Raw genomic sequence first — 24,132 nt, 5'->3', positions numbered from 1 at the left:
AGGCGCGAGCGGCTGGCGCACAGTGGCGCGTCGATGCGGGGACGATCATCCCAACACGGAGCAGGAACGAGAGCCCGAGGTGCGGCACAGGTGGCCCTGATGGGGACACTGCTGCTGGTACTGGGGGCGGGGTGCGCCCGGAGGGCGCCCGAGGGAGCGCGAGTGGAGACGACAGTCTACGTGGCACGCCGGATCCGGACGCTGGACGAGCGGAAGCCGGAGGCGCGGGCGCTGGCGGTGCGTCGAGGCCGGCTGGTGGCGGTGGGGACGAAGGCCGAGGTGCTGGATGCGGCGGGCGAGGGGGCGCGGGTCGTCGACTACGGTGACGCGGTGGTGGTGCCGGGGCTGGTGGATGCACACGCGCACATCGCGGGGCTGGGCAGGAGCCTGACGGTGGCGAGGCTGGAGGGAGCGGGCTCGGTGGACGAGGTGGTGCGGCGACTGGCGGAGGCGCCCGCGACGAGCTTCCAGGGCGACTGGCTGATTGGAAAGGGATGGGACCAGAACGGGTGGCCGGGCCAGCGTTTCCCTGGGAGGAGCGAGCTGGACGCACGCTTCCCGCGGACGCCGGTGTACCTGACGCGGGTGGACCACCACGCGGCGTGGGTGAACGGGGAGGCGCTGAGGCGAGCGGGAATCTCGCGCGAGACGCCGGACCCGGCGGGAGGGCGGATCCTCCGGGACGGGAAGGGGGAGCCGACGGGGGTGCTGGTGGACAACGCGATGGACCTGGTGGCGAAGGTGGTGCCACCGCCGACGGACGAGCAGTTGGAGGCGCGGTTGTCGGCGGCGCTGGAGCGCTGCGCGCAGGTGGGGCTGACGGGGGTGCACGATGCGGGGATGGACCTGCGGACGTTCCGGAAGCTGCAGGCGTGGGACATGGCGGGGCGGCTGCCGGTGCGGGTGTACGCGATGGCGGACGGGCAGGGGGAGGACCGGCACACGTACCTGGAGTTGGGGACGTACGGGGGGCGGATGCTGGAGATGAAGGCGGTGAAGTTCCTGCTGGATGGGGCGCTGGGCTCGCGAGGGGCGGCGCTGCACGAGGACTACAGTGACGCGCCGGGGGAGATGGGGCTGCTGCTGATGGAGCCGGAGGAGCTGGCGAGGAGGACGTGGGCCTTCATGGAGCGGGGCTTCCAGGTGTGCGTGCACGCGATTGGAGACCGGGCGAACACGCTGGTGGTGGACACGCTGATCCGAGCGTCGGCGGCGACGGGGACGAAGCCGCTGAGGCACCGGGTGGAGCACGCGCAGATATTGAGGCCGGAGGACATCCGGAAGCTGGGGGAGGCGGGGCTGGTGGCGAGCGTGCAGCCGACGCACGCGACGAGCGACATGGGGTGGGCGGAGGCGAGGCTGGGGGCGGAGCGGCTGAAGGGGGCGTACGCGTGGAAGAGCCTGAAGGAGGCGGGGGCGGTGTTGGCGTTGGGGAGCGACTTCCCCATCGAGAACCCGGACGTGCTGTCGGGGCTGTACGCGGCGAGGACGCGTCAGGACGCGGCGGGGAAGCCGGAGGGCGGGTGGCAGGCGCAGGAGCGACTGACGGGACAGGAAGCGCTGGAGGGCTTCACGGTGGGGCCGGCGTGGGCGTCGTTCGCGGAGGAGCGGAGGGGGAGGCTGGTGGAGGGGATGGACGCGGACTTCACGGTGCTATCGGTGGACCCGGTGTTGGACGACGCGAAGTCACTGATAGACGCGAAGGTGGTGGCCACGGTGGTGGACGGCCGTGAGGTGCACCGTTCCCACTAACCGGAGCCCTCACTGTTCCCAACTCTCCGCCCAATATCCCCTCGCCCTCCGGGAGAGGGACGGGGTGAGGGTGCCACGGGCCCCGGGTTCACCCACCAGGCCCCTACCCGAACAACCGTGAGCGAGCGGTCTCCGCGATGGCGACGACAGCCGGGTGCCGGAGCCGGCGCTCGACGGAGATGGCGTAGAAGCAGGTCTCGATGTCATCGGTGCGGCCGATGACGGAGACGTTGAACTGGCGGGAGACCTCGGCCTCGATGATGGAGGGGGCGGCGAAGACGCCGTGGCCGCGCTGGCCGAAGGCCTGGAGGAGGGCGCTGTCGTCGAAGTCGCCGACGACGAGGGGGTGGACGCCCTGGGAGTCGAACCAGAGCTCGAGCGAGCGTCGGACGGAGGATGAGTCCGAGGGCAGGAGAATGGGGGCGGCGTCGAGGGAGCGGGGAAAACCCTTGGCGAGGTGGGCGAGCTTGGGGGAGGCGAAGAAGGAGACGCCGCACTTGCCGAGGAGGTGGTTGAAGGCGCGGATGCTGACGGGCTCGGAGGAGGGGGCGTCGGCGATGACGGCGTCGAGCTCGTGGAGGGCGAGGGAGGCGAGGAGTTGGGGGAGGGGACCTTCCTTGCAGGTGATGTGGATGTCTGGGGAGACATCGAAGGCGGGCTCGAGGAGCCGCTCGGCGACGAGCTTGGGGATGACGTCGGTGACGCCGACGGCGAAGCGGAGGTGCTGGCCGGAGGGGAGGCCGTTGACGACGTTCTTGAGCTCGTTGCCGAGGCGGAAGATGTCCTCGGCGTAGCGGAGGACGGTACGGCCGACATCGGTGAGGACGAGGCGGCGGCCCTGGCGCTCGAAGAGCTTGTGGCCGAGCGACTCCTCGAGGAGTTTGAGCTGGGCGCTGATGGTGGGCTGGGCGAGGCGGAGTTCCTGGCTGGCCTTGGCGATGGAGCCGGCGCGGGCGACGGTCCAGAAGTAGAGGAGGTGGTGGTAGTTGAGCCAGCTCACGCGAGGGGCCTCCGGGAGGACAGAGGAGGATCTAACGGAGAAACGCACGGGTGGTGCGTGGAAGGACGGAGGGAGGGAGGCCGGGCGTGCGAGCGGGGGAGGGGGGAAGGGGGAGAAGTAGAGGGGAGTTGAAGAACCAGCTTGACGGGAGGACCGAGTCCCCGTAAATCGCCGTTACTTCGAGCGGTTGAGCAGCACGCCCAGGTAGCTCAGTTGGTAGAGCAGGGGACTGAAAATCCCCGTGTCGGTGGTTCGATTCCGCCCCTGGGCACAAAGACTCAAGAGATTTCAGGGCGTCAGACTCCGGTCTGACGCCCTTTTTGTTTTGCCCGCGAAGCTTATCCGCCTCGATGCGAAAGGCCGGAAGGTCTGTGTCATCCACCGGGTGAGCAACGGGCGGAGCAGCTTGAGCGGTTGCTGTCAGAGCCCATCCTCCAGCGGCGTCTTGAGGCTGTTCGCGCCCCCTTCTCGCTGGAGCCCACAACATGCCGAATGACGCCTCGAAGAAGCAGCCATGCCACTACATGGCCCTGGCCCAGTTGCTCTCCGACATGGTCGAACCAGAGCCCATCCCCAGGTTCATGTTGCTCGAAACGGGTCGGGTCCTGGATGCCTGCGAGCGGGGGGAGGATCCCGTTCCGGACCTCATCGTCCGAACTCTCCAGTTCGCCCTGGAGCAGTCGCAGGAGTCGTCCAGGAAGCGCCTGGGGGCGGGGTAGGGGCGGGTTGGTGTGCACCAAGCAGACAAGCAAGCACCTTCGGCCGACGCCAGCCGTCCCGAACGGCGGAGGTGTCAGACTCAGGGGGTGGCCGACGTACCCCCCTACCGCTTGGGGCTAGCTCCAGGCCCGCTGGTAGTCTGTCCGCAGAACGACCTGGATGCCTGAATGAGTGAGAGGAAGCAGGAATTGGGCGCGAACCCGAGGACCACTCCGTCACCCGCCAACGCCCCAGCGGCTCCTGGTGCCAGCGACCCACTTTTCTCGGACTACGCCCCGTTGAAGGCAGACGGGCCTCTGCCTCCCGCTGTGGGATCCAACCTGCTCCGGCGCATCTACGAGAAACTCGACATCTCCAGGCTCCTCGCGCTCCAAGAAGCTCCGGCGGGGATGTCTTCCGCCTCTCAGTCGCCGTTGGTGGCGTTGCGGTCGCAACTCGATCATCCCGGATTCCGAAAGAAGCTGAGCGAGACAACGCTCCTGGGTGACCATGGCCGTACGCGGGTGTGCAGCTTCGAGTTGTGCCTCCATTTCCATCTGAAGCAGGAGGCACGCAGCGTCTACACCCACACCATCAAACCGGCCGAGCGCATCAGGAACTACATCCCCGTGCTGGACCCGGCCGCGTTCGAGAAGAACGTCAGGAAGCGATGGAAGAAGCTCTCACCCACGAGCATCCTCCCCGTACATTCCGCCGAGATGCAGTTGGCGCTGTTTGTGCTGGCTTTCGGACTTCTGCAGCCAGACGACGCACCCGCGCTGCTCCGGCCCCTGCTGTCACTCGGACCCCAGTTCAACGAGTTCTTCAAGGTCCAGTCCTCGCCCCACGGCACCACGCTTGTTGCTCCGGCGTCCGGGCCGCGCTCTCCCCTGCTCGTGCATTTCCCCCCGCTGGCTGAAATGGCGAAGCCCGCAGTGCAGGAGGAGAAGGCACTGCCTCCGTCCGTCACGGGCCAGCGACTTCCTCGAGCGGAGCCACACAGGGACGTCACAGCTCACGCCGAGCCGGCTCCACTCCTGGCGCGGGCCACCGCGCCCACCACCGTGAGCCCCATCGATGCCGGGGCGCTTGTTCAGCCCATCCAGGTGCTTGAGGAACGGGTCACCGCTTTCGAGCACACGCGAGAGCAGTTGCAGCTCCGCCTCAAGGATGCCGCCATTCCGTGCACGCCCGAGGCCTCGGCCGTACTGTCCCGCATTCAGGACAGCCTCACGTCCTGTGGTCATGCACTCATCCGGGTGCAGCCGTCGGTGGATGCGGCGGTGGCCGGCTGGAGGGAGCTGCGCAAGCACCTTGCCCAGCTGGACTCCACGCTCCCCCCGGAGCCGGCGCTTCCGGCGGACTTCCTCGGCCTCCGGGACCTTCTTGCCTCGGAGGTGCCCTCGCTCCGGACCCGCCTCGAGGAGCACTGGCGCCGCCATGACGAGCTTGGGCAGAGGCTCCGGCAGGCCACCACGAAGCTGGACGGCTCCCTGCTGGGAGGTGACGGTGCCCTGGCGTCCGAGGCACTCCAGACGGCCCGAGAAGCCCTGGCGGCCCACCGGCTCGATGAGGCGGTCCGCAGCATGGACCTCTTCACCACGCGCCTCGACGAGGCCGTCAAGCGCCTCACTGCGGCACGCCAGCGGCTGGCGGAGGCTCGCGGACGGGCGGAGCAGGCCAGGAAGGACGCGACGGAGGCTGGGCTCCCCGACATCACTCCGCTTGATGCGGTCAAGGTGACCACCGCAGCGGAACACGAAGACCAGGCCCAGCGCCTGGAGGGCTGGTCGGAGGTTCTCGAGGGCCGGCTCAAGGCGAAGCGCCTCGAGGAGGCGGTACCCAGGACGGAGAGTTCCGTCTCCAGCGAGGAACCCACGCTCATCCGTCCGACCCTGGAGGAAGACGATGTCCTCCGGAATGCCTCGCGGGGACAGAAGCCCGACGTGTGGGCGGTGCTCGGCTCCCCGGACGTGGTGCCTCCGCTGCGCTATCTTGAGCGCCTGTATCTCTTCGCCTCGAACACGGCCGAGGCCGACAAGGTCCTCGAGCTCATTCCCGTGGAGGGAGGAGACGCAAACGCACGGTCGGGCCGTGCCGCTGTCGCCGGATGGCTCTGGACGCAGACCCGGAAAGGCGCCGAGCTGAGCGAGCTTCAGCTCGCCTCCGCTGCTCGCCTGTGCCAGGCCCTGGTCGAGGAGCGGGAAGTCGCCGCCGCCTTCGTTCTCGCCAACTGCCTCGGTGTCACCTCGGTTGTGGGCCCCATCCTGGATGCGCTCTACCTGGAAACGGCCAGCCAGGGTGCCGCGGCTCGCGCCCGGTTGCTGGCGTTCGTCCCTCGCTGGGAGCCCTCCGGACAGCCCCTGCCCACGACGCCTCGCGCATGGCTGGGGGCGCTCGCGATGGTCGAGGCGGCGCTCGCGGCTCCTGACGACCTGGAACTCACGAACCGGGCGACGGCGCTCATCCACTCGCTGCCCGGAAACCCGCCGGATCTCGCAGCGCTGTTGGCCGATGCCCTTACCCACAAGCATTCTCCCAGCGCTGCACTCAGGCACCACTCCGGGGAACTCGCCGAGCAGCTGCGTGCCGAGTTCGCCGAGACGCAGAGGCTCCAGGATCGCTGGAGCAATCACTTCCTGCGCGAACATGAGGACACCGTCATCGAGCAGGTGCGCTCGCTCCTGGAGGCTATCTCCCAGGCGCGGACGCTTGAGGCGCTGGAGGTGTTGGAGTTCCCAGATGTGCGTGAGAAGAGGCTGCGGGCCGCGGTCAGACGGGAACAGGCACGAGGCAAGGAAGATCCCACGGCGGATGGGAGCCGGTTCAAGAAGTTCACCGACCAGCTCACCCATTACGTGCAGAAACTACAGGATGTGAAGGCGGCGAAGGTGGCGGAACTCACGGCCCCCTCCCGGGACAACGGTGCGCGCGAGCGGCTGATGCAGCACCTGCCGATGCTGTCGTCCCAGACGACACTGGTGGCTCGCTGCCTCCTGGCCGGGTTGGCGCCAGCACCTGTATCCGGCAACGCAGCTCTCGAGATGATGGATGGCGAGCCGCAGTGGGAGCCCGAGTGGTTCACCCGGCCCGGCCTGCTGCGGGGACTCGAGGCCCCACGGGCCCAGACGCGAGCCCAGCGGTTGCTCCTCGCCCGCCACCTGCTGGAGCGGATCGTCGTGGCCTGCGTGGACGAGAAGGAGCGGCGCGTCATCGAGGCCTATTTCGCGGCGCGCCGGGGGGATCTGCGGGCGTGCACGCAGCTGCTGCCCGGCATGGAGCAGCCCTTCGTCCACGCACTGGCGGTGTTCAATCAGGAGCGGCGGCTGAATGAGCTGAAAACCCTCGTCACGCTCGCCGACGAGCTGCTGGAGCAGGCGACCGCCGAGGAGTACGACGCCGCACCGGTCGCCCAGCTCGTGAGCGACTTGAGGCGGCGCCTCCAGGAGAAGGAGCCTGGAGACATCGATCTCGAGGAGGTGATGCGCCTGTTGTCCGAGGCGAAGGTCGGTGTGAACAACCGGGCCGAGCAGAACCTCAACGCCGCGCACAAGCTCCATACCCAGATCGTGGCGCTCGAGAACGAAGGACGGCTGCAATCCCCGCAGGCGCGGCGGTGCCTCATGGTGGGCAAGGCCGCCCTGGCGGACAGACGCTTCGTCGTGGCGCTCGAGGCCTTCCGGTTGGTGATCGATCACGACGTGGCGCCAGAGGACGCGCAGGGCAAGAGCGCCATCAAGTCGTTCTTGGACCGGGCGGGCCACTTCGCCGAGGTCGGAGAAGAAGGTCCCACGGAGCGTGGTTCCACGCTCCAGCAGCTGCTCACGCGGCTAGAGCAGGACATGCTTCAACGGCGCCAGGACTGCTTCGACGTCACCGCCGTCGAGCCCCTGCTCGTCCAGGCGCGATTGCTCCCGGCCACGGAGTTGGATGCGCTGGCCTCCACCCTGGAGCTGGCGAAGGAGCGGCTCGCCCAGGCACCGCTCAGCGACGAGCCCCCCGGGCTCGCGGCGTTGCTCCAGCCTCCCGAGACGCCTCGCATCCAGGAGTCCGGGCGCTTCGCGGCGCTCCAGCGCGAGTACTCGAGCTGTGGTGCGGATCGCACGGGGGTGGCACGCCGCCTCGAGATTCTCGCGGAGATCTCCGTCCCCCGTGGCCTCCAACGCACCGCATTCCTGGCGGAGCTCGCACGGGTCCGCGCCCTTGCCTACGCCTACGCGGGTGACAGCGACGCGGCTCGCCAGTGCTGCGAGGTGCTCTTCTTTCTCCAGCGACGCTGGGGGAGTGAGTGGGCGCAGAAGAAGGTGGGAGCTCCGCGGCCGCCGGAGGACCCATTGAACGCGGTGGTGCTGCTGGTGAGCACCCACCTCATCGCCCGTATTCCGGAGGAGCACCGCGGAGCCCCTGCCGAGTGGCTGGCCCGGAGCACGAGCAGCGGCTCCACGACGGCGGAGCACATGAAGGCGGCCCTGGCGGCGGACACCGCGCGAGACCACCTGGCGCGCCTCCTGGGCGTCTGCTGGGGACTCCCTGCCGACGATAGCGAGCCGCTGATGGTGGTCAGCTTGCGCCGCATGACCCTGTGGGAGGAGAACCCCGGGTGGCTCGCGGAGAGCCTGGCGGGGTTGCTGCGCACCGAGGCCGACATCAACGCCCGCCGGCAGCTCGGCTACCTGCTCACGAACCACGTCGCGAAGGACCACGAGTGGACGCTGGATGTGCTGGATCACCTCGCGCGTTCGGGACGCAGCGACGAGGTGATGCCGCTCGGCGAGCAACAGACCTGGAACCTCATCCGGCGCAACCTGTCCACGTTCGGCCGCTCCATTGGGGCGCAGCGCGCCGCCCAGCGCGATCAGCTCCTGCGGCTGCTCCTGGTCGCCCAGCGCAACAACCACGGCAAGTCCTTCGCGGCCACCCTCCACGGCATCCAGCAGGCGCTCGTGGAGATGAACGTCCCCAGTGATCCTCCCGAGCTTCACGTCTTCCTGGAGGAGACGCATGCGACCGTGGACGGCACGGCGGTGGACTTCGTGCTGGCCCTAGAGAACCGCGGCAGCGACATCATTCATGGGATGCGGATCGTCTCGCAGTCGCAGAGCCAGATCCTCGTGGGCGAGGACGAGCCGTTGGTGATCGACGAGCTGCTCAACCCGCGGCAGACCTCCATCAGCCAGATCAAGGGGCGGCTCCGAGCGGCGGACGAGAGCAGCACCACCGCCCTGGGTCTGCGGATCACCTACCGCGGTCATGATGACCGGGCCTACGAGAAGCTGCTGAACGTCATCATCCCGAAGCGCTCCAAGGCGGCCATTCCCGTCCTCGAACGCCGGACCCTCAAGCAGCTCTTCAGCGAGTCCGGAAACGAGGTCATCAAGGTCGGCCGGAACTTCTTCGGCCGCGATCGCGAGCTGGAGGAGCTCCAGTTCCGCCTGCTGGAGCAGGAGCTGCCAGAGGGCCTGGTGCTCCGGGGGATGCGCCGCATCGGCAAGACCTCGCTGGCCCGCGTCTTCCTGGACCGGGCCCGCGAGCAGGGCGCCGTCACCGCCTTCGTTGATTTCAAGCAGTACAGCGGCCAGGGGGACAACCAGCAGCTCTCCCTGGCGCCCTGGCGGATGTGCTCCTTCCTCGCCACCCGAATCCTGGAAGGCAGCGCGGAGGGCAGCGCGCTGTACTCGCTCCTCGGTTACAAGGGCTTCCAGTGGAAGGAGCAGGTCCACAAGGAGTTCAGTGACTCCCGGTTCCCCTCGGACCTGCTCCGGGGAATGCTGGAGGAGGTCGCCCGGCAGGTAGAGCCCAATCCGATGATCGTGGTGGTGGACGAGCTCGATTACCTCGTCAACTACTGGGAGAAGGCGGAGTCACGGCAGTACGTCTACGACTTCTTCAACATGATGCGCTCGCTGCTGTCTCCGGGAGGCGGTCCACTGCGCTCCTTCCGGTGGCTGTTGTCCGGCTCCGACCGCTGCGCTTCCATGTTCGAGGACTACCAGAACCCGCTCCTCGGCAGCATCACCCAGCTGCCGGTGCACAGCATGTCTCGCGAGGAGTGCACCAAGCTCCTCACCGCCCCCTTCGCCACGCTGGCCGGCCGGCCCATCACCATCACCCAGGCCGCGCTGCGCGAGGTGTATGAGGTCACCGGCGGCTTCCCCTTCTTCGTGCAGCTGCTGGGAAGCCGGTTGTGCAACGTGCTGCTGGAGCGCCCCTCCGACCTCGTCAGCCGCTGGCACGTGCGCGAGGCCGTGCGGCGCAGCCTGCCCTCGGACAGCATCGCCGAGGCGCCCGCGCCCTACGACAAGGTGCTCGAACCCATCAAGGACCATCCGGACCACCCGCTGCTGGAGTACCTGCTCTCGCTCATCGCGCGGCGCACCACCGACGAGGAGCCTCGCGTCCGCTTCGAGGACGTGCTGCAGCAGTCGGAGGAGCAGGTGGGCACCCGGCTGTCCCGCTCCCGGGTGATGGGCCTGTGCAAGCTGCTCGACACGTACAAGATGATCGTCATCGAGGACGAGAACGGGCGGCTGTACTACCGCATCCGCTTCCCGCTCGTGCGGAGACTGGTCCAGACGAAGTACGACTATTCCCCGGCCGTGACGAAGGAACTCGCCCTGCGGCACCTGAACCATGTCTCCTGAGAAACTGCCCCAGCTCCTTTCCCAGGAGAACCGGACAGCGGCTTCGGACCTGGGCCTCACGGTCGCCGCCGAGGACGCCGGCGGCGCTGTGATCTACGGGTGTCCCCTGAGCGGCCGCTTCGAGTTCGCCCAGCACGCCGCCGTGGAGCTTCCGGTGGAGCGGGAGCACTGGGTCGTGATCGACGTGTCCACGTCGCCACGCCAACCGGAGGACTTCTTCCAACACCTGGGCAACCGCATCCTCGAGCGCGTGAAGGCGGTGGCCCCATTGGAGGTGGTGCAACGGCTGCAGGGCATTGCCCACCAGCAGGCGCTCTTCCTGCGTCAGGAGGCCCTGCGCGACGCGCTCCGGGAGTTGCGCCCCGTTGCCCGGCTGGTGCTGTTCTTCAAGCACCTGGATGCGGTCGAGACCACGCACATCGAGCTCGACAGCTGCTTCGAGGCGCTGCGGGACATCCTGCCGGAGGCAGGAGTGTACTGCTTCGTCACCAGCTACAAGGATCTCCGCAAGTCGCTCACCGGCGTCTCGCACTTCGCGAACAACTTCACCACGCGCCAGCCCCACCCTGTCAGCCTCGGCGACGTCGCGTCCGCCTGGCGCGACACTTCATTGCTTGCGTCGGACGAGGCTGCCAACCTCGTGGTCCGGGAGTACGGCTTCGCTGAATACCGGGTCCAGAAGGGCCTTCGGCTGCTGGAGTCGCTGGTCAAGCGCCAGCGGGATGACCTGGCGAATCTGCTGAAGTTCAGCGCCTGCGCCGACCTCGCGCGGGAGGCGCAGAAGTTCTGGGAGCGGTTGGACACGCACAGCCAGCAGGTGCTGCAGCGGTCCTTGATGGGCCTGGACAACCCGCCGGAGCACGTGAGCCTCATCCTGCGTCATGACTGGGCCCGTTACAGCCTCCGTCCGTACTCCAACTCCAAGGAGCGGGTCGAGATCTTCGACTCGCCCCTGCGAGCCCACGTGGAAGGTGAACGCATCAAGCAGATGGCGCTCAAGGCCGCCAATTCCTCCGAGCTGCGTTTCGATCGCGTGGTGAGGCTCATCCGGGAGGGAAACCCGGCAGTAGCCCTGGAACTCCTGCACGCAGTGGAAGACGGGGACGCCCTGGGAGAGGGAAAGCGCCAATCCGTGAATCGCCTCAAGGGGGTGGCCCATGCGCTCGAAGGGGCCATCAACGCGGACTACAAACAGGCCATTGCCGGGCTCGAGTCGCTCGGTGACGGGCTGGACGACGAGGCGCGTGCCCTCGTGGACTTCTGGAAGAAGGTGGTGCGGATCGAGGACCTTCCGAGGTTCTATGACAAGGAGAGCAAGAGCCTCATCCTGGACCGCCTCGCGCTCGAGTTCGCGCGCGCCCGGCGGCGTGAACGCCTCCAGCGGTGGGCGGATGCCTTCAAGGACTTCATGGTGGTGATCGAGTCGGCCACGCAGGCCCAGCTCACGAAGCGGGGCTGGCGGAAGGGTCAGCCGCTTCCCCAGGACGCTCGCCCCTCCGATGCGCTCTCTCAGTACCAGGAGGACGCCCGCCGCTGTGGGCGGGACCGGGACCGGCTTCCCACCGCCCTGCCCGATGAGCTGCATGGAGGACTGGAGATGATCCTCGCCTGCCGGGCCCTGGATCTGTCGGGAATGCGCACCCTGCGCATGGACGAATTGAACAATGCCTTCACCCTCCGCACGCGCGTCAACCATGCTCCCGCGATCGTGAACCAGGAGAAGGTGGTTCATGCGCGGGAGCTGGCCTCGCAGGTGCTGGAGCTCACGGCCAGAGGCTGGGGGCTCTCCGTTCCGGATGGGGACCGTTTCCTCTGGCCGGACCAGTTGGTCGCCGCGCAGCTCCAGCCGTGAACCCTGGATATTCGAAGCCCGGGTATGCGATGCAGTGACAGGCCGTGTCACGTGGGTGAGGAGGTCGGAACGATTGGACGCTCAGGTGAAGTGGGTGTTGAGCATCGACGAGTCCGGCGACTTCGACACCCCGAATGAGCACGTCTGCGTGGGCGGCCTTCTCCTCCAGGAGGCGGACTCCTTCCGTCTGGCCCAGGTGCTCCGTGCGAAGCTGGAAGAGGTGTATCCGCACCTGCCCTACCCACCTCACGCCACCGAACTCCACCGGCTCTCCTGCCACTTGGTGGGCTGGCGTAGCCTGTCTCCGGCTCGCCGGGCGGAGGTCCCGCGCGAGTTCGAGGAGCCGCTGACCCGGGCGGAGCAACGGGTGCTCGCGGAGGCCGGGCTGCCCCCGGAGCTGGCGGTGGTGCCGGGGCAGGCGCCGCCGCGACCGAAGCTCCCAGCCCTGGTGCGCTGCGACACCTGGCTCCGCATGCGGGCCGAGGCCAGCGACGCGCTCCAGGCGGTGCGTTGGACGGCCCAGGGCAGGATGAAGCGACTGCTGGAGGAGCTCAGCCGACTCTACTCGGGAGGGTGCCTGACCGTGGCGGCCGCCGAGTCCATGGGGGCCGTGCCCGGGCCGTTCACCGACCGGTACCTGAACCTTCTCGTGGCGCTCTTCCAGCGGACCATCGCGCTGCTTCGCTCCTTCCAGAAGCCCGTGTACCTGAGCATCAGGACCGCGACACGGCATGTACTTCGGCCGACCGGTGGGCGTACCTCCCTCACGCGAGCGGATGTCCACCAAGCGTTCAACGAGGCGTTGCGCATCTCGGGCATCGGCACTCCCATCCACACGGTCGTCGTCCCTCCCGAGGATTACTCCAGTGTGTCCGTACATCCTGGTCTGGTCCTGGCCGATCACCTCATGAACCAGCTCCGCGTCCAGCTCACGCCCCGCTCCTGGGAGGTGCTGGCGCAGGGGTTCTGGAAGTCGACGGGAGTCGCCGTGGAGTTACCCGACCCCCTCAGCGGCCAGCCCCTGCCCACGGTCTCCGCCAACGGCGCCCCCCGCGCGTTTCTCGAGGCGGCGTTCACCGGCCAGCCGCTCCCCGGCCTCTCGGGCGTACAGCCGGCCTGGGCCGTGGACGAGGCCAGGCTCTGGCTGTCAGCGTTGGAAGCCCGGAAGCGTACAGGGGGAGAGACATGAGCCTAGTCCAGCTGCTGCTCGACATATCTCCGGGATCCCCTCGGCGCCAGGAGGTCTGGGGGCAGCTCTATGCCCAGCTCCAAGAGCTCGCGAGCGAGGATTTCATCGTCCAGAGCACCGGAAAGAGCCTGAACATCCCCCAGCAGGACCGGGACGATGTCATCAACGCAGTCGCCCTGAAAATCCTGGAGAAGAGCCCGCTGCCAGTCGTTACGAGGAGCGAGGGAGAGTGCAGGCGCTACCTGAAGGCCATGCTGCGCAACCGTTGGATCGACGAGCAGCGCAGGCGCAACCGGCACGAGCAGCTCGCTCTGGAGGAACAGGCCGACAGCGCTAGCCTGGCGTCCACTCCCCCCTCATCCGACGCGGCCTTGTCGCTCACCGACAACCGGAAGCTCCTGGAGCGGGTCTACCAGGAGCTGTATTCCCGGCGCGCACCGCGCTTCCGTAAGGAACTTACTCATACATGGGCCCAGGTACGGGGCCTGGCATTCGAAGATGCCACCATGCAGGAACTCTTGCGGAATGACGAAGGCGTTACCGCATCTACGTCTCAGAGCGAGCGCAAGGCAGCGCAACAGCGCATCCATCAGAACCATAGCCGGCTGCGCAAGAGCCTGCTGCTGACCGTGGATGTCATGAACCAGGAAGGACTGTTGTCACCGGACGATGCCATGCTGGCCCGCCAACTCATCGCGAATTTGAACAGATGTCAGTCGGATTCCGTGGCGGGCGTCGCGCATGGCAAATCCCCATAATGGGTCTCGGATGGTTCGCGGAGGAGTCCTCATGAAACAGCTCACCTCGAAAGTCCTCGCGGAGCTCGGCCTCGAACTCGATACGGAGTTGATTCCGGTCGCCAGCGATCTCGCTCCCAATGCTCCCGTGGCACAAGGACGCGCCACCGCATCCGAAATGCCTCGTTCGGGAAGTCTGGCGGATCTCCTGCGCACCGCACCTGTCTTCAATCAGATCCAACTGGAGGGTCTGGCCGAGCGGTTCCCAGGCCTTCAGCTCCGTCGCTGGCTGTCCGATCCATTCATTGTCCTCCTCGAAGCCGGAGCTGTCCGGGGCTCCAAGCCATTTGGAGCGCACGAGTGGCTGGATGAGGGGGCCTCGCTCGTTCTCGATTCCCGTCAGGGGCCCACCTTCGTGCGCCTGGAAGGTAGCACCTGTGTTTGCATCCTCGGTTGCCAGGAGGGGAACATCGAGCTGTTGGAGGCCTCCACTCCCACGAGCTCCGCCTCACTCGATGCACTCGAGAAGTGGCGCGCCGCCCCGATTCCGGACGTTCCCAGACCAGACATCCGTGCGCTCACCGCGGGCGGCCGGCTCCAGAACTGGCTGTTGACGGAATCCGAGCAGATGGCCTCCGCCGCATGGCCTCTCCGCCGGCTTTGTGCCGCGGGCCTTGTCGCCCGTCTCTGGTCGCCGGAAGACTCCCAGGAGCTGCGCGAGTCACTCACTCGCGCGCTCACCGGTTCATGGGGTCCCAGGAAGGCGACGGTGGACTGGTTCCGTGCATTGGAGCAGGGCGTGCATCATCAGGTGGAGTCCTCCGCCATGGAGGAAGCGGATGAGCTGAGCCAGCAACTCCCCACCCTCCAATCCCACGCCCTGGTCGATCCCGAGTCCGCGACGAGACAGTGCCTCCAATGGCTACTGGATCGGGATGACCTGGAATGCGCCCTGTTCCTCCTGAGATGCATCGAGACGGGAAAGTCCCTGGAAGGGAAGCTGGCGGAGTTGGATCGCCATGCCTCGGAGTTTGAATCGCTCTGGGCGACGTTGGATGTGAGCGAAAACGAGCGCCTGCGGGCCGTCGCCTGGCAGGAACCCGATGCGTGGTGGGGTCAGCTTGCCGTTGCCTGACGAGCATCCGGAGTGGCTCCGGACCCAACTGCCCGGAGCCTGTCACGCGACCTTCTCCATCCGGGAGCCGGTTCGACAGGCACTGCGGCACCCCTGGTGCTGGCCTCACGAGGGCCCTCTGTTGGCGAGCGCGTTGGAACTCGTGAAGGCACCCCCCGAGCCTTTACGGCCTGGAGAAGCGCTCCTGGTCTCTGCGGCCCCGGAGCCCCGCAGGGCAGCGCTCTGGAAGTTGCGGAGGAAGCCACTGCATGCCCGATTGTCCCCGCTCGAGCGCGACTTCCGGCCCGAAGCCATGAGGGCGCTGCGGATTTCCGAGCAGATCGTGACGCGGGGACTCCCGTTCATCCTGTCGTTGGAGCCCCTGCTGAGACAGGAGGTGTGGTGCGCGGAGCTCATCACGAAGATCGGCCACAGTGGGTATGACTCCCTGGATGGCCCGTCCTATGGACTGTCGATGCTCCTGGCCGTGGCCTCGCTGCTCATGGACGAGCCCCTGCCCTCCGATTTCGTGGCCTCCGCCACGGTAGACGTCACGGGCGGACTGGGTCCGGTCGAGGGACTTGAGGACAAGCTCTTTATCCTGGCGGGCTCGGGGCTGGGACTGAAGCGGCTCCTGGTCGGGCAGTCCCAGGTCACCAGGGCGAGGGAGCTGCTCGCGGAGCTCGGGAGTCCGGTGAAGGTTCAGGGGGCATGCTCGGCGAGTGAAGTCTTCCAGGAACTCTTCGGGGAGCACTACCAGACCCTATCCGAGCGTCTGAACCAACCGGAACAGCTCCGGCGGGCGGCACGAAAGCTCTTCCACCTCGCCCTGGATGCACGCTCACCCATTCTGGACTGGGAGTCCGTTGAACGGGGAGCCACCAGGGTCCTTGAGCGGCTCATGCCGGACGCGCCTGCCTTCATGGAGGCGCAAACCGCACGACAAGTGGCCCGGCGCCACAGCCACAAGTCCGCGCCGCTGGACTGGCCTCCCGACGGGCTCCTGAGCCAACTACCCCGGCCGATACGGGACAAGCTCATCGCCCAGGTGGTTCAAGCCGCCAATGACGAGGGGGCGGCGAACCTGGAGGAGATCGTGGAGCGGGCGCGAGCTTCCCTGCCGCCCTCGGTACTGGACTGCTACGAGCCCCAGCTCATCCTGCGCGGAGCCATCGGCCGTGCACTGGTGTCGCTCCGGCGCCACGAGGATGCACGTGTGTTCCTGCTTGAGACCGTGGAGGCGTGGCGGGAGCTTGGGCAATTCGAGGAGTCCTCCCATGCTCTCTGTGAGCTCCTCCGGGTGATAGGCATTCTCGGGGAACCCACGAGACAGGAAGCCGTCCTATCGCTGGTGGAGCAGTTTCGGGCTAGCCCTCGGTTGGATTCCGGCTCACGCGCCTTCCTCCACCTCGCACTCGGGCGAGCCTACGTTCTGGTCGGCCGCCCCCAGCATGCGCTCACCTTCCTCGAGGACGGGGAGGTGTCCTGGAGCGCCACGCGGGAGCACGTCCAGTACTGTCGGCACCGGTGGCGGGCCAGAGCCCTCGCGGTGCTCGGTCGCGCACACGAGGCGCAGGAGACGCGCCAAGAGCTGTATCGGGCGGAACGGTACCCCAGCGCTCTCTTCGCACGGCTCGACGAGATCCTGGAAACGGGAGGCAATCCCATTCCGGTGCTGGAGCGGATTCTCGAGAAGGAGCGGGCGCCGATTGTGCGGCTGCTCACCGGTCTCGATGACCCCCTCCTTCGAGCAGAGCGGCTTTCGCGCGAGTACCCTTACTGAGGCCCACCTCCCCGGGTGATACGCGCCACCGCTCTCGAGGGCTCACTGCTCAGCGGCGTGCGGCGCGTGCGGTCTTCCTGGCCTTCGCCGGCCGGTTCCACACCAAGCTCTTGTATTGAGTGATGAGGTGGCTGGCGAGCAGATCCATGTCCCTGGATGTGTTCTGGAGCTCGTTCCATTTGCGCTGCTGCCCGCCACCGAAGTTCCAGTGACCGGCGGTCCACCGGCATCTGTCCTTGAGCGGCAGGAGGTCCGTCTCGTACTGGATGACGGTGGGGATGAACGAGTCGTGGAGGCGATCGCTGATGGTGTCCATGATGAACCCCATGCTGACGATGCCCGCGCCGTGCATGAGCCGCGACTTCCTGGGCGGGAGCCCCCAGGCCGCCTTGAAGACCCGGGCAACCGCGGTCCAGTAGTTGCGCAGCAGCTCCAGCATGGGCTCGACATCGCATTCCATGCTCCCCGGCTGCTTGAACTTGTAGAGCGCGCCATCGCTCAGGCTGTTCTCGAGCATCTTGAGGATGGAGTTGTCCTTGATGATGCCCATCGGATGGGTCGCAGTCTGGATCATTCCGCGCAGGGGCGAGCTGATATCCAGGTTGAGCCGCTCCATGAGCTGGGCTGGGAGCCGGCGCCGGTTGAGGTGTGCCGGCAGCTGGACGGTTGTCTTGGGGAGCAGCTCGTAGATGAGTCCCTTGGGCAGGGGCCTGGTCGAGTTGACGAGGATGAACTGCTCCGTCTGCTCGCTGACGTCGTTGGTGATGAAGGCCGTCACGCAGATGGGAAAGCGCTCGATGGACGCCTCGCGAATGGCAGCCAGGCGCTGCTGGCCGTCCACGATGAAGCCCGGCTTGCGCTCGTCGGGGAGGTTCTCCTCCAGCGGGATGGTGATGAAGCCCGGGCGCGCGTAGTCCGTGGGGGAGCTGCCCTTCGCCGGCTCGAAGCGCACACGCGAATCGAACGCCAGGACGATGGTGTTGGGCACCATCGGCGAGGGGCCCTCGAGGTAGTTGCGGATCTCCTCGATATGCGAGAGCACCTCGGGCCGCTGATAGCCATGCAGGCCACCCTTCTCGTGACGGCTCACGCGCGAGATGGTGGCGAAGCGGTGGATCAGCTTTCCATCCACCGCGAAGGAGTACAGCTTGCGTCCGGGGGACTGCTGCACTTCCACGGCGGGAAGTTTCAGTTCTTTCGACATGTCTCTTCCCTGTCCAGCCCGAGCCGCTCCAATTGCCGGTACAGCGTCCAGATGTTGTGGAAGCCCCGCCGCCGGTTGCGCTCGGCACCCCGGAAGAGGATGACGTGGTATTTCAGGCGCTGGCACACCTCGCAAGGGCAGCGGCGCCAGGGCGCATCACGGAGCGTCTTCTCGTAGGCGGGGGCGTGGTTCTTCTTCGTGTCCGGATCGTAGAACCGCTCGTACTCCATGAGCACCTCCACGGCCTGAGCGGGCGTGCGTCGGCCCTCATCGAAGAGCTTCATGGCCTCCAGGCAGGCCCGCTCCAGCCGGCGCGCCTGCTCCTGGGAGACCTGCCCGGAGGAGATCTTCCGCTGCAATCCGGGATTCCCTTCGACTTGAGGGATGCGGATCGCCGTGTACTTGAATTCGTCCGAGTAATAGTTGTCGTGGTCGTCCTTGAAGGCCTGCCGCAACGGGGACGTGCTGTCGAAGGAGACGACCCCCAGGCGGGAGAACTCCTCGAGGTGCTCCGTGCGCGTCACGCCCAGCAGGTGCAGGCGGGTGCTTGGCTTGCGCACCGTCTGGATTTCCTCCAGGCACATGCGGATCTCGGGGGTCTTGAGGGGCACCATGCCGCCGAGCGCGATGTAGCCGTAGCCCATTTTCTGTAAAGCCTTCACCGCCGCGGCATAGGACTTCGGGCTCCAGCCCTGGGCTACTCCGAGTGGCTCGAAGGAATGGCGCCCCGCCTTGTGCTTGTGAAGGAACTCCTCGGCCAGTTGCAGGGTGAGCCTCTGCCTGTCCCGGACGGCCTCGGGGAGCCCCACCGCGGAACCCGGTGTGTCCACCGCGGGCTTGAAGTCGAGGATGACGTGGTCGAGCGACACGCCCATGTCGAAGCGGCAGCTCTCGTAGAAATCGAGCACCTCGTCGACCGAGTACGGCGGGACCTCCTCGGCCACGTAGGTGAAGGCACCGCAGTCGCCCATGAGCTCGAGAGGGCGGGGGGCCCGGTCCAGGCGGAAGAACGCGGGGGCGCCGCGTCGCAGCAGCCGGTGGCGCTGGGCCGCCGTGTAGCGGCTGCCCAGTGTGCCGAAACCATCGACGATGCTCTTGGAGACCAGCAGCCCGTCGAAAGCGGGCGTGGAGAAGAGTTCGTGGGCGTAGAGGTCGTCGAGTTGGCGCTGGCGGGTGGCTGAGCGGCGCTCGCTCTCGAAATCGAAGGTGGGATCGACGAAATCCTGGCTGTCTGGCAGAAAGAACTTCAATCGGGTGTCCGTCAGGTGTTCAGGTGGGCCGTGGTTGCGCGGCAGGGTTCTGGTGTTGTTGGTCCGCTCGCTGCTGGACCTCGTGGAAGAGCCGTTTGAAGCGCTTCAGCTCACAGGCGAGGCCGCTGTCCCGCAGCTGTTTCAGGGTGGCGCTCCAGAGGTATTTCTCCGTGCGCGGCGTCCGCTCGATGAACCGGCGTACTTCGTCATCCGTCATGGGCGTCCGCTCGTAGCGAACGGGGGGCGCGCTGCGGCGGATGAGGCTCTCGTAATAATCCCGGGCGTGGGTTGCGTCTACCTCGGCACCTGCGTCGCGGGTGCGCTCGAGGAGGTCCCGGGCGACACGCGCGTGGAGCGACTGGAGCGGCCCGCCCAGGAGGGGCTGGAGATGGGAAGTCGAGGGAACTTGATGGGGCTCCAGAACACCCCTGAAGAGGGGCCCGGGTTTGGAGACGATGAGAAGATACTCGGGTTTTCGCAGGGCGCGTGCAGCGAGCGCCAGGTCCTGCTCGAGCGCGGCGACATAGGGGGATGAGGCCACGACCAGGAGGCGGGCACGGGGCGCGGTCTCTGCGAGTTGGTGGATGTGACGTGGGGCCCCGGGGGTTGGACCGGGTTCCCGGGTAAGTGCCTTCCACCAGTGTTGGTGCAGCGCGCTCGTGGGGCCGGACTCTCCCCTGGGGATGACGGAGTCCGCATGACCTCGGGTGAACGTGGCCGAGTATGGACGGATGGCCGCATCCGCGGGGATGAGCCCATATCCTGCCGAAGCTACCCACAGCTGTGGTCGCAGCCCGGCCTGTGAAGCCAGAGCAGGGAGCTCCAGAACGACATTCCAGTGGTCGCCCGCGTAGAGTTCCAGCGCGGGCCGCGTGGGATGAGGATGGTTGTAAAGGCTGCTGCACCAGTGCTGGGCCCGGGATTCGGGAGTCTCCGCCTGAATGGTTCGCAGGTGAAGCTCGGAGGGAACAGGCGCGCGCTTCCGATCGCTGCAGCTCGCGATGATGTGGAGATCGATCGTGGAGGTCACTCATTCTCCAGAACATGCAGGAGGTACAAGGCCCAGCCTGTATCGCTCCACTGGGTCGAGCCCTTCGGTGTTCCCTCCAGATAGCAGAGCCGATTGACGGATGCTCCCGGGAGGATGGGTGCTCAGCAGGTGTTGGACCCAGGCCATGGCTCGTTCAGCCGCCTCAGGGAGACGTCTGCGGAATCACCTCTACGAGCAGGGCGATGGGAACCACCTCCTCCGTCGCCTCGAAGGATGGCCGTGCCGGGTTGTCGGAGCGCAGAATCCATCTGTCGCCCTCGCGCACGACGCGCTTCACCTGGTACCCGTAGCCTGACGAGTCCGGCACCTGCACGAGCGCGACCCGGCCCTCGACCGCGCCAATCCCGGCGGCTCTGGCGTAACGCATGATGAGCCAGTCACCGTCTCGAATCGGGCGCTCGCCTCCATCCATGGAGTCGCCGGACGCACGTATCGCGAAGAGCCCTTCTCCACGTGCCTGCACCGGGAGGTTCACCTGCTCCGCTTCCGGTGCGCTCTCCAGTGCGAGCGAGTGGATGACCGCTCCGGCCGCGGCACGCAGGCTCGGGAATGCCACGATTGTTCCCCGCGCGGGGAGGGAGAGCACCTCCGCTTCGATGGGAGCCACGCTCCATCCGTCGGGGCCCGGCGTGAAACGGACGCGGAAGGCGGTACCTGGCTGGCCCACCGTGGGGCCGAACCAGCGCCGCAGCAGGTCCGGCAGGACATTGCGGTCCGTGCCCACCGGTCTCGCCACGTTGCAGTACTCCTTGGCCATCCGGAAGCGCCAGGGACTGCCATCGGGCAGTCTCACGTCCGTTTCGCCCTCTGGCAGATCCGTCCGCTGCTTGCGTGAGGGCAGCTTGATGATGGGGTCTCGTGTGTTCCGGAGGATCCTGGCCTCGAAGGCCGTCCCGAGGGTCTCCGTTCGCTGCCGGGCGCGGTACTGCGCGAGCCGGTAGTCCACCAGCTCCCGCGTGAGTTCCACGAAGGCTTCCCGCGTCTCCTCGGTGATGGGAAGGCGTGGAACGAACTGGTCGCCCTCCTTCCGGAACCAGGGGCTTCCAGTCCACGCCTTGACCGGGTTGTCGTTCCAGTACTTGAGGAAGGATTTCGGTTCCGGGTTGCGCCAGTCGTCTCCCAGCGCCTTGACCCCCTCGATGTCCTTCAGCAGCTCCGGGGAGCGGCGCAGGATGGCCAGACTGCGCTCGGCCAGCTGTGAGAGCGGCAGTCCCTCCGCCAACGCTCCGGCTTCGAGGAGCGCCTCCAGTGAGACCATCTTGAAGCTCTTGGTCATGGGCGTGGTCTCGAGCTCGTCGAACCACTTCACACCCATCTCCAAGGCGCGGGACTGCGCCTGCGTCAGGTCACCCTGGTCCTGGACGAATCGCAGCCATCCTCCTTCCGGCCCACGCAGCGTCGATGGCCGGTAGTCCATCCGGTACAGTTCACCTGCCGTGGGCCGCCGCTCCCAGGTCTCCCGCAGCTCGAGGTAGATCCGCTCCACCTCGCTGCGTCCGTTCGGGAGCAACCGGGCCAGCAGATCCTTGGCCTCCAGTTCCACCTGGACGGAGCAGCCCGGAGGCAGCTCGGGTTCCTTGCCATCCACGAGGAAGTCGCGCAGCGACAGCCGCTCGCCCGCATCCGCCAGGGCCAGCAATGCGCGCACCCGATCCAGGAACATCCGATGGTTGCCGACGAAGTCGATGACCGTGACCGTGGGTTTGCCCTCGGCCTTGCGCAGTCCGCGCCCGAGCTGCTGCAGGAACACCACGGGCGATTCCGTGGGACGCAGCATCACCACCCGGTCCACGGCGGGTACGTCCACGCCCTCGTTGAAGAGGTCCACCGCGCAGACCGCGTCCAGTTCGCCAGCGGCCAGTTGGCGCAGGGCCTCCGCCCGGTCATCCGTTCCCTTCGCCGAGTACACGGCCACGACCCGGACGCCTCGCTCCTTCAGCCAGCTTTTCACGTAATCCGCGTGCGACACCGAGCAGCAGAACACCAACGTGCGCGTCGCACGGTGCTCCTCCCACGCCGACCACATCCGCTGCATGCGCGCTTCCGTCTGCACCGCCGCCGCGAGCTTCTCCGGGTCGAAGCGCCGGTTGCGCCAGGGGATGTTCTCGTACGCGATGTCGTCCTTCAGTCCGTGGTACGTGAACGGCACCAGCAGCCCTCGCGAGATGCCCTCGCCCACGTCCGCACGGTAGGCGAGGTGATCGTCGAACAGGCCCAGCACATCGCCCTCGTCGGCGCGTTCCGGAGTCGCCGTCAGCCCGAGCAGGAACTCCGGTTCGAGGCTCGCCAGGATGGTCCGGTAGCTCGCCGCCGCCGCGTGGTGCACCTCATCCACGACGACGTAATCGAAGCGGGGCGACTCCCGGAGCTTCGCGAGGCTGTCAGGGCGCGACAGTTTCTGCACGGACGCGAAGACCACGTCTCCCTCGAGGTCCGACTGGTCCGCGACGAACCAGCCGAAGCGTGACTCGGGAAGCTGCCGCCGGAACGTCTCCGCCGCCTGGGCCAGGAGCTCCGCCCGGTGCGCGAGAAAGAGCACCCGTGCCCGTTGCTTCCGCGCCTTCTCGAAGGCCGCCACGTCCAGGGCCGCCAGCAGCGTCTTCCCCAATCCCGTCGCCAGCACCACGAGGGCCCGTTGGCGCCTCTCGTTCCGGCTCCGTGCCAGGGCCTCGAGCGCCTCGCGCTGTACTTCATGGGGCTGGCGCGGGAGTTCCAGCTCCTCCACCTCCGCGTCATCCGGCAGCGGCGGGCCGGCCATCCGCCGTGCCCGGGCCGCGTACCGTTCGACCCAGGCCGCGTCGAAGCGCAGCGCCCGTGCCCACCAGCTCTCGAAGGCCGCCACCACCTCCTGCCAGGCGTGTGGATCCCTGTCGCGCTCGACACGCAGGTTCCACTCCACGCCCGTGCGCAAGGCCGCATGCGACACGTTGCTCGAGCCCACGAATGCCGCTGCGAGCCCCGGCCCCTCGAAACGCCAGGACTTCGGATGGAACGAGCGCCCCAGCTTCTCCGTTTCCACGACCCGTGCTTCGAAGGTACCCCGGGGCGTCTCGGGTTGCTCCTCGGCCCCACGCCGTGCCGCGCTCTCGTCCATCCAGTCGAGCAGCCGGCGCAGCGCCGTTGCCTGCGTGATGGCCAGGTAGTCCCCGGTGAGGATGCGCACCCGTGCGCCCCTCGCCAGCGCCGCCTCCACTGGCTCGCGCAGCGCCTCCAGCCCGCTGTCCTGCACGAAGGCGGCCAGCACCGCCACATCCGTGGCTCGCGCGAACAGCGGATCCAGGTGCCGCTGGAAGGGATCCTCCAGGCCTCCCGTGGACAGGGGCTTCACCGAGGCCGTCAGGTAGTTGCCCTTGCCCGGAATCACGTGGCGCACTCCGCCGCGTGGGTCCGCCATGTCTCCCTGGTAGCGGGGAATCACATGCACATGGAGGTGAAAGACCGTCTGTCCCGCCGCCGCGCCCACGTTGATGCCCAGGTTGTAGCCGTCCGGCGGCCGGGAGCTCGAGTCCAGCCCGCGCTTCACTTCGTCCACCAATTCGAAGAGGGCCCGTTGTTCCTCGGGTGTGGCGTCGAACCAGGTGGCCACCGGCCGGCGCGGAATCACGAGTGTGTGTCCCGGGCTCACCGGGAACCGGTCCCGGATGGCGAAGGCCAGTGCGTTGGAGGCCACCCATTCGGCTTCGGGCACTTTCAGGAAGGGGGAGCTCACGCGCGGCACCGTATCTCACCTGTCTCCGGGAGCCACCGCCGTGGGTTGGTCCGGCTCCCACCCCCTGTCCCATGAACCAGGGGGAGTGCACCCCGGGTGTGGGCATGCAACCTCCCGTCCGCGTGCCAGCCGGGTAGCCCCGTGACAACGA

Annotated in this window: 13 protein-coding genes and 1 tRNA gene; 9 read left to right on the top strand and 5 right to left on the bottom strand. The window is 67.3% G+C overall.

Going from position 1 to position 24,132, the window contains the following annotated elements:
• Window positions 1-99: 99 nt before the first annotated feature.
• A complete protein-coding gene (locus tag BO221_RS11975) occupies window positions 100-1,752 on the top strand; it encodes an amidohydrolase (RefSeq protein WP_233165927.1) in 1,653 nt (550 codons plus the stop codon).
• 103 nt (window positions 1,753-1,855) lie between these two features.
• Here the strand turns inward: BO221_RS11975 and nhaR are convergent, their stop codons facing one another.
• Window positions 1,856-2,752, bottom strand: coding sequence for a transcriptional activator NhaR (gene nhaR / locus BO221_RS11970; protein WP_073560548.1), 897 nt, complete (start codon window positions 2,750-2,752; stop codon window positions 1,856-1,858).
• A 198-nt stretch (window positions 2,753-2,950) separates the two neighbouring features.
• Between nhaR and BO221_RS11965 the strand changes: the two genes are divergently transcribed.
• The 8 genes from BO221_RS11965 to BO221_RS11930 all read left to right on the top strand — a co-directional run bounded on the left by BO221_RS11965 (window position 2,951) and on the right by BO221_RS11930 (window position 16,767).
• A tRNA-Phe gene (locus tag BO221_RS11965) sits at window positions 2,951-3,023 on the top strand.
• A gap of 214 nt (window positions 3,024-3,237) precedes the next feature.
• The gene (locus tag BO221_RS11960; protein WP_073560547.1) at window positions 3,238-3,471 is read left to right on the top strand and encodes a hypothetical protein; all 234 of its coding nucleotides are present in this window, start codon (window positions 3,238-3,240) and stop codon (window positions 3,469-3,471) included.
• A 390-nt stretch (window positions 3,472-3,861) separates the two neighbouring features.
• Window positions 3,862-10,092, top strand: coding sequence for an ATP-binding protein (locus tag BO221_RS11955; protein ID WP_143195402.1), 6,231 nt, complete (start codon window positions 3,862-3,864; stop codon window positions 10,090-10,092).
• Entirely contained in the window at window positions 10,082-11,944 is a 1,863-nt protein-coding gene (locus tag BO221_RS11950) for a hypothetical protein (RefSeq protein ID WP_073560545.1), read from the top strand. The genes BO221_RS11955 and BO221_RS11950 overlap by 11 nt, the downstream gene beginning before the upstream one ends.
• Window positions 11,945-12,017: 73 nt before the next feature.
• Window positions 12,018-13,133, top strand: a complete 1,116-nt coding sequence (locus BO221_RS11945) for a hypothetical protein (RefSeq protein ID WP_073560544.1) — start codon at window positions 12,018-12,020, stop codon at window positions 13,131-13,133.
• Window positions 13,130-13,891: a hypothetical protein gene (locus BO221_RS11940; RefSeq protein ID WP_073560543.1), complete on the top strand. Its 762-nt coding sequence runs from the start codon at window positions 13,130-13,132 to the stop codon at window positions 13,889-13,891. Before BO221_RS11945 ends, BO221_RS11940 begins: the two co-directional genes overlap by 4 nt.
• 31 nt (window positions 13,892-13,922) lie before the next feature.
• Window positions 13,923-15,005 (top strand): hypothetical protein, encoded by a 1,083-nt coding sequence (locus tag BO221_RS11935; protein WP_073560542.1) that lies wholly within the window; start codon window positions 13,923-13,925, stop codon window positions 15,003-15,005.
• Between the two features lie 256 nt (window positions 15,006-15,261).
• On the top strand, window positions 15,262-16,767 hold the full coding sequence (locus BO221_RS11930; protein WP_073560541.1) for a S16 family serine protease: 1,506 nt from the start codon (window positions 15,262-15,264) through the stop codon (window positions 16,765-16,767).
• 49 nt (window positions 16,768-16,816) lie between these two features.
• Here BO221_RS11930 and dbpB read toward each other — a convergent pair whose 3' ends face one another.
• The 4 genes from dbpB to BO221_RS11910 all read right to left on the bottom strand — a co-directional run bounded on the left by dbpB (window position 16,817) and on the right by BO221_RS11910 (window position 23,981).
• Window positions 16,817-17,971 carry a DGQHR domain-containing protein DpdB gene (gene dbpB, locus BO221_RS11925; RefSeq protein ID WP_073560540.1) on the bottom strand — a complete coding sequence of 385 codons (1,155 nt, stop codon included), beginning with the start codon at window positions 17,969-17,971 and terminating at the stop codon, window positions 16,817-16,819.
• On the bottom strand, window positions 17,956-19,221 hold the full coding sequence (gene dpdA, locus BO221_RS11920) for a tRNA-guanine transglycosylase DpdA (RefSeq protein ID WP_073560539.1): 1,266 nt from the start codon (window positions 19,219-19,221) through the stop codon (window positions 17,956-17,958). The genes dbpB and dpdA overlap by 16 nt, the downstream gene beginning before the upstream one ends.
• A 19-nt stretch (window positions 19,222-19,240) precedes the next feature.
• Window positions 19,241-19,762 (bottom strand): hypothetical protein, encoded by a 522-nt coding sequence (locus BO221_RS56090; protein ID WP_233165925.1) that lies wholly within the window; start codon window positions 19,760-19,762, stop codon window positions 19,241-19,243.
• A 652-nt stretch (window positions 19,763-20,414) separates the two neighbouring features.
• Window positions 20,415-23,981 carry a DEAD/DEAH box helicase family protein gene (locus BO221_RS11910; RefSeq protein ID WP_073560537.1) on the bottom strand — a complete coding sequence of 1,189 codons (3,567 nt, stop codon included), beginning with the start codon at window positions 23,979-23,981 and terminating at the stop codon, window positions 20,415-20,417.
• Between the last annotated feature and the right edge of the window lie 151 nt (window positions 23,982-24,132).

Source organism: Archangium sp. Cb G35, from assembly GCF_001896145.1.
Lineage (GTDB): Bacteria > Myxococcota > Myxococcia > Myxococcales > Myxococcaceae > Archangium > Archangium violaceum.
Note: the sequence above shows the minus strand (reverse complement) of the source record. Positions and strands in the feature narration are given on the sequence as shown.

Bases quoted from the DNA above. Each gene is read 5' to 3' on its own strand.
- BO221_RS11940 (WP_073560543.1), top strand. From the start codon at position 13,130: ATGAGCCTAGTCCAGCTGCTGCTCGACATATCTCCGGGATCCCCTCGG.
- BO221_RS11975 (WP_233165927.1), top strand. From the start codon at position 100: ATGGGGACACTGCTGCTGGTACTGGGGGCGGGGTGCGCCCGGAGGGCG.
- BO221_RS11950 (WP_073560545.1), top strand. From the start codon at position 10,082: ATGTCTCCTGAGAAACTGCCCCAGCTCCTTTCCCAGGAGAACCGGACA.
- BO221_RS11960 (WP_073560547.1), top strand. From the start codon at position 3,238: ATGCCGAATGACGCCTCGAAGAAGCAGCCATGCCACTACATGGCCCTG.
- BO221_RS11935 (WP_073560542.1), top strand. From the start codon at position 13,923: ATGAAACAGCTCACCTCGAAAGTCCTCGCGGAGCTCGGCCTCGAACTC.
- BO221_RS11955 (WP_143195402.1), top strand. From the start codon at position 3,862: ATGTCTTCCGCCTCTCAGTCGCCGTTGGTGGCGTTGCGGTCGCAACTC.
- dbpB (WP_073560540.1), bottom strand. From the start codon at position 17,971: ATGTCGAAAGAACTGAAACTTCCCGCCGTGGAAGTGCAGCAGTCCCCC.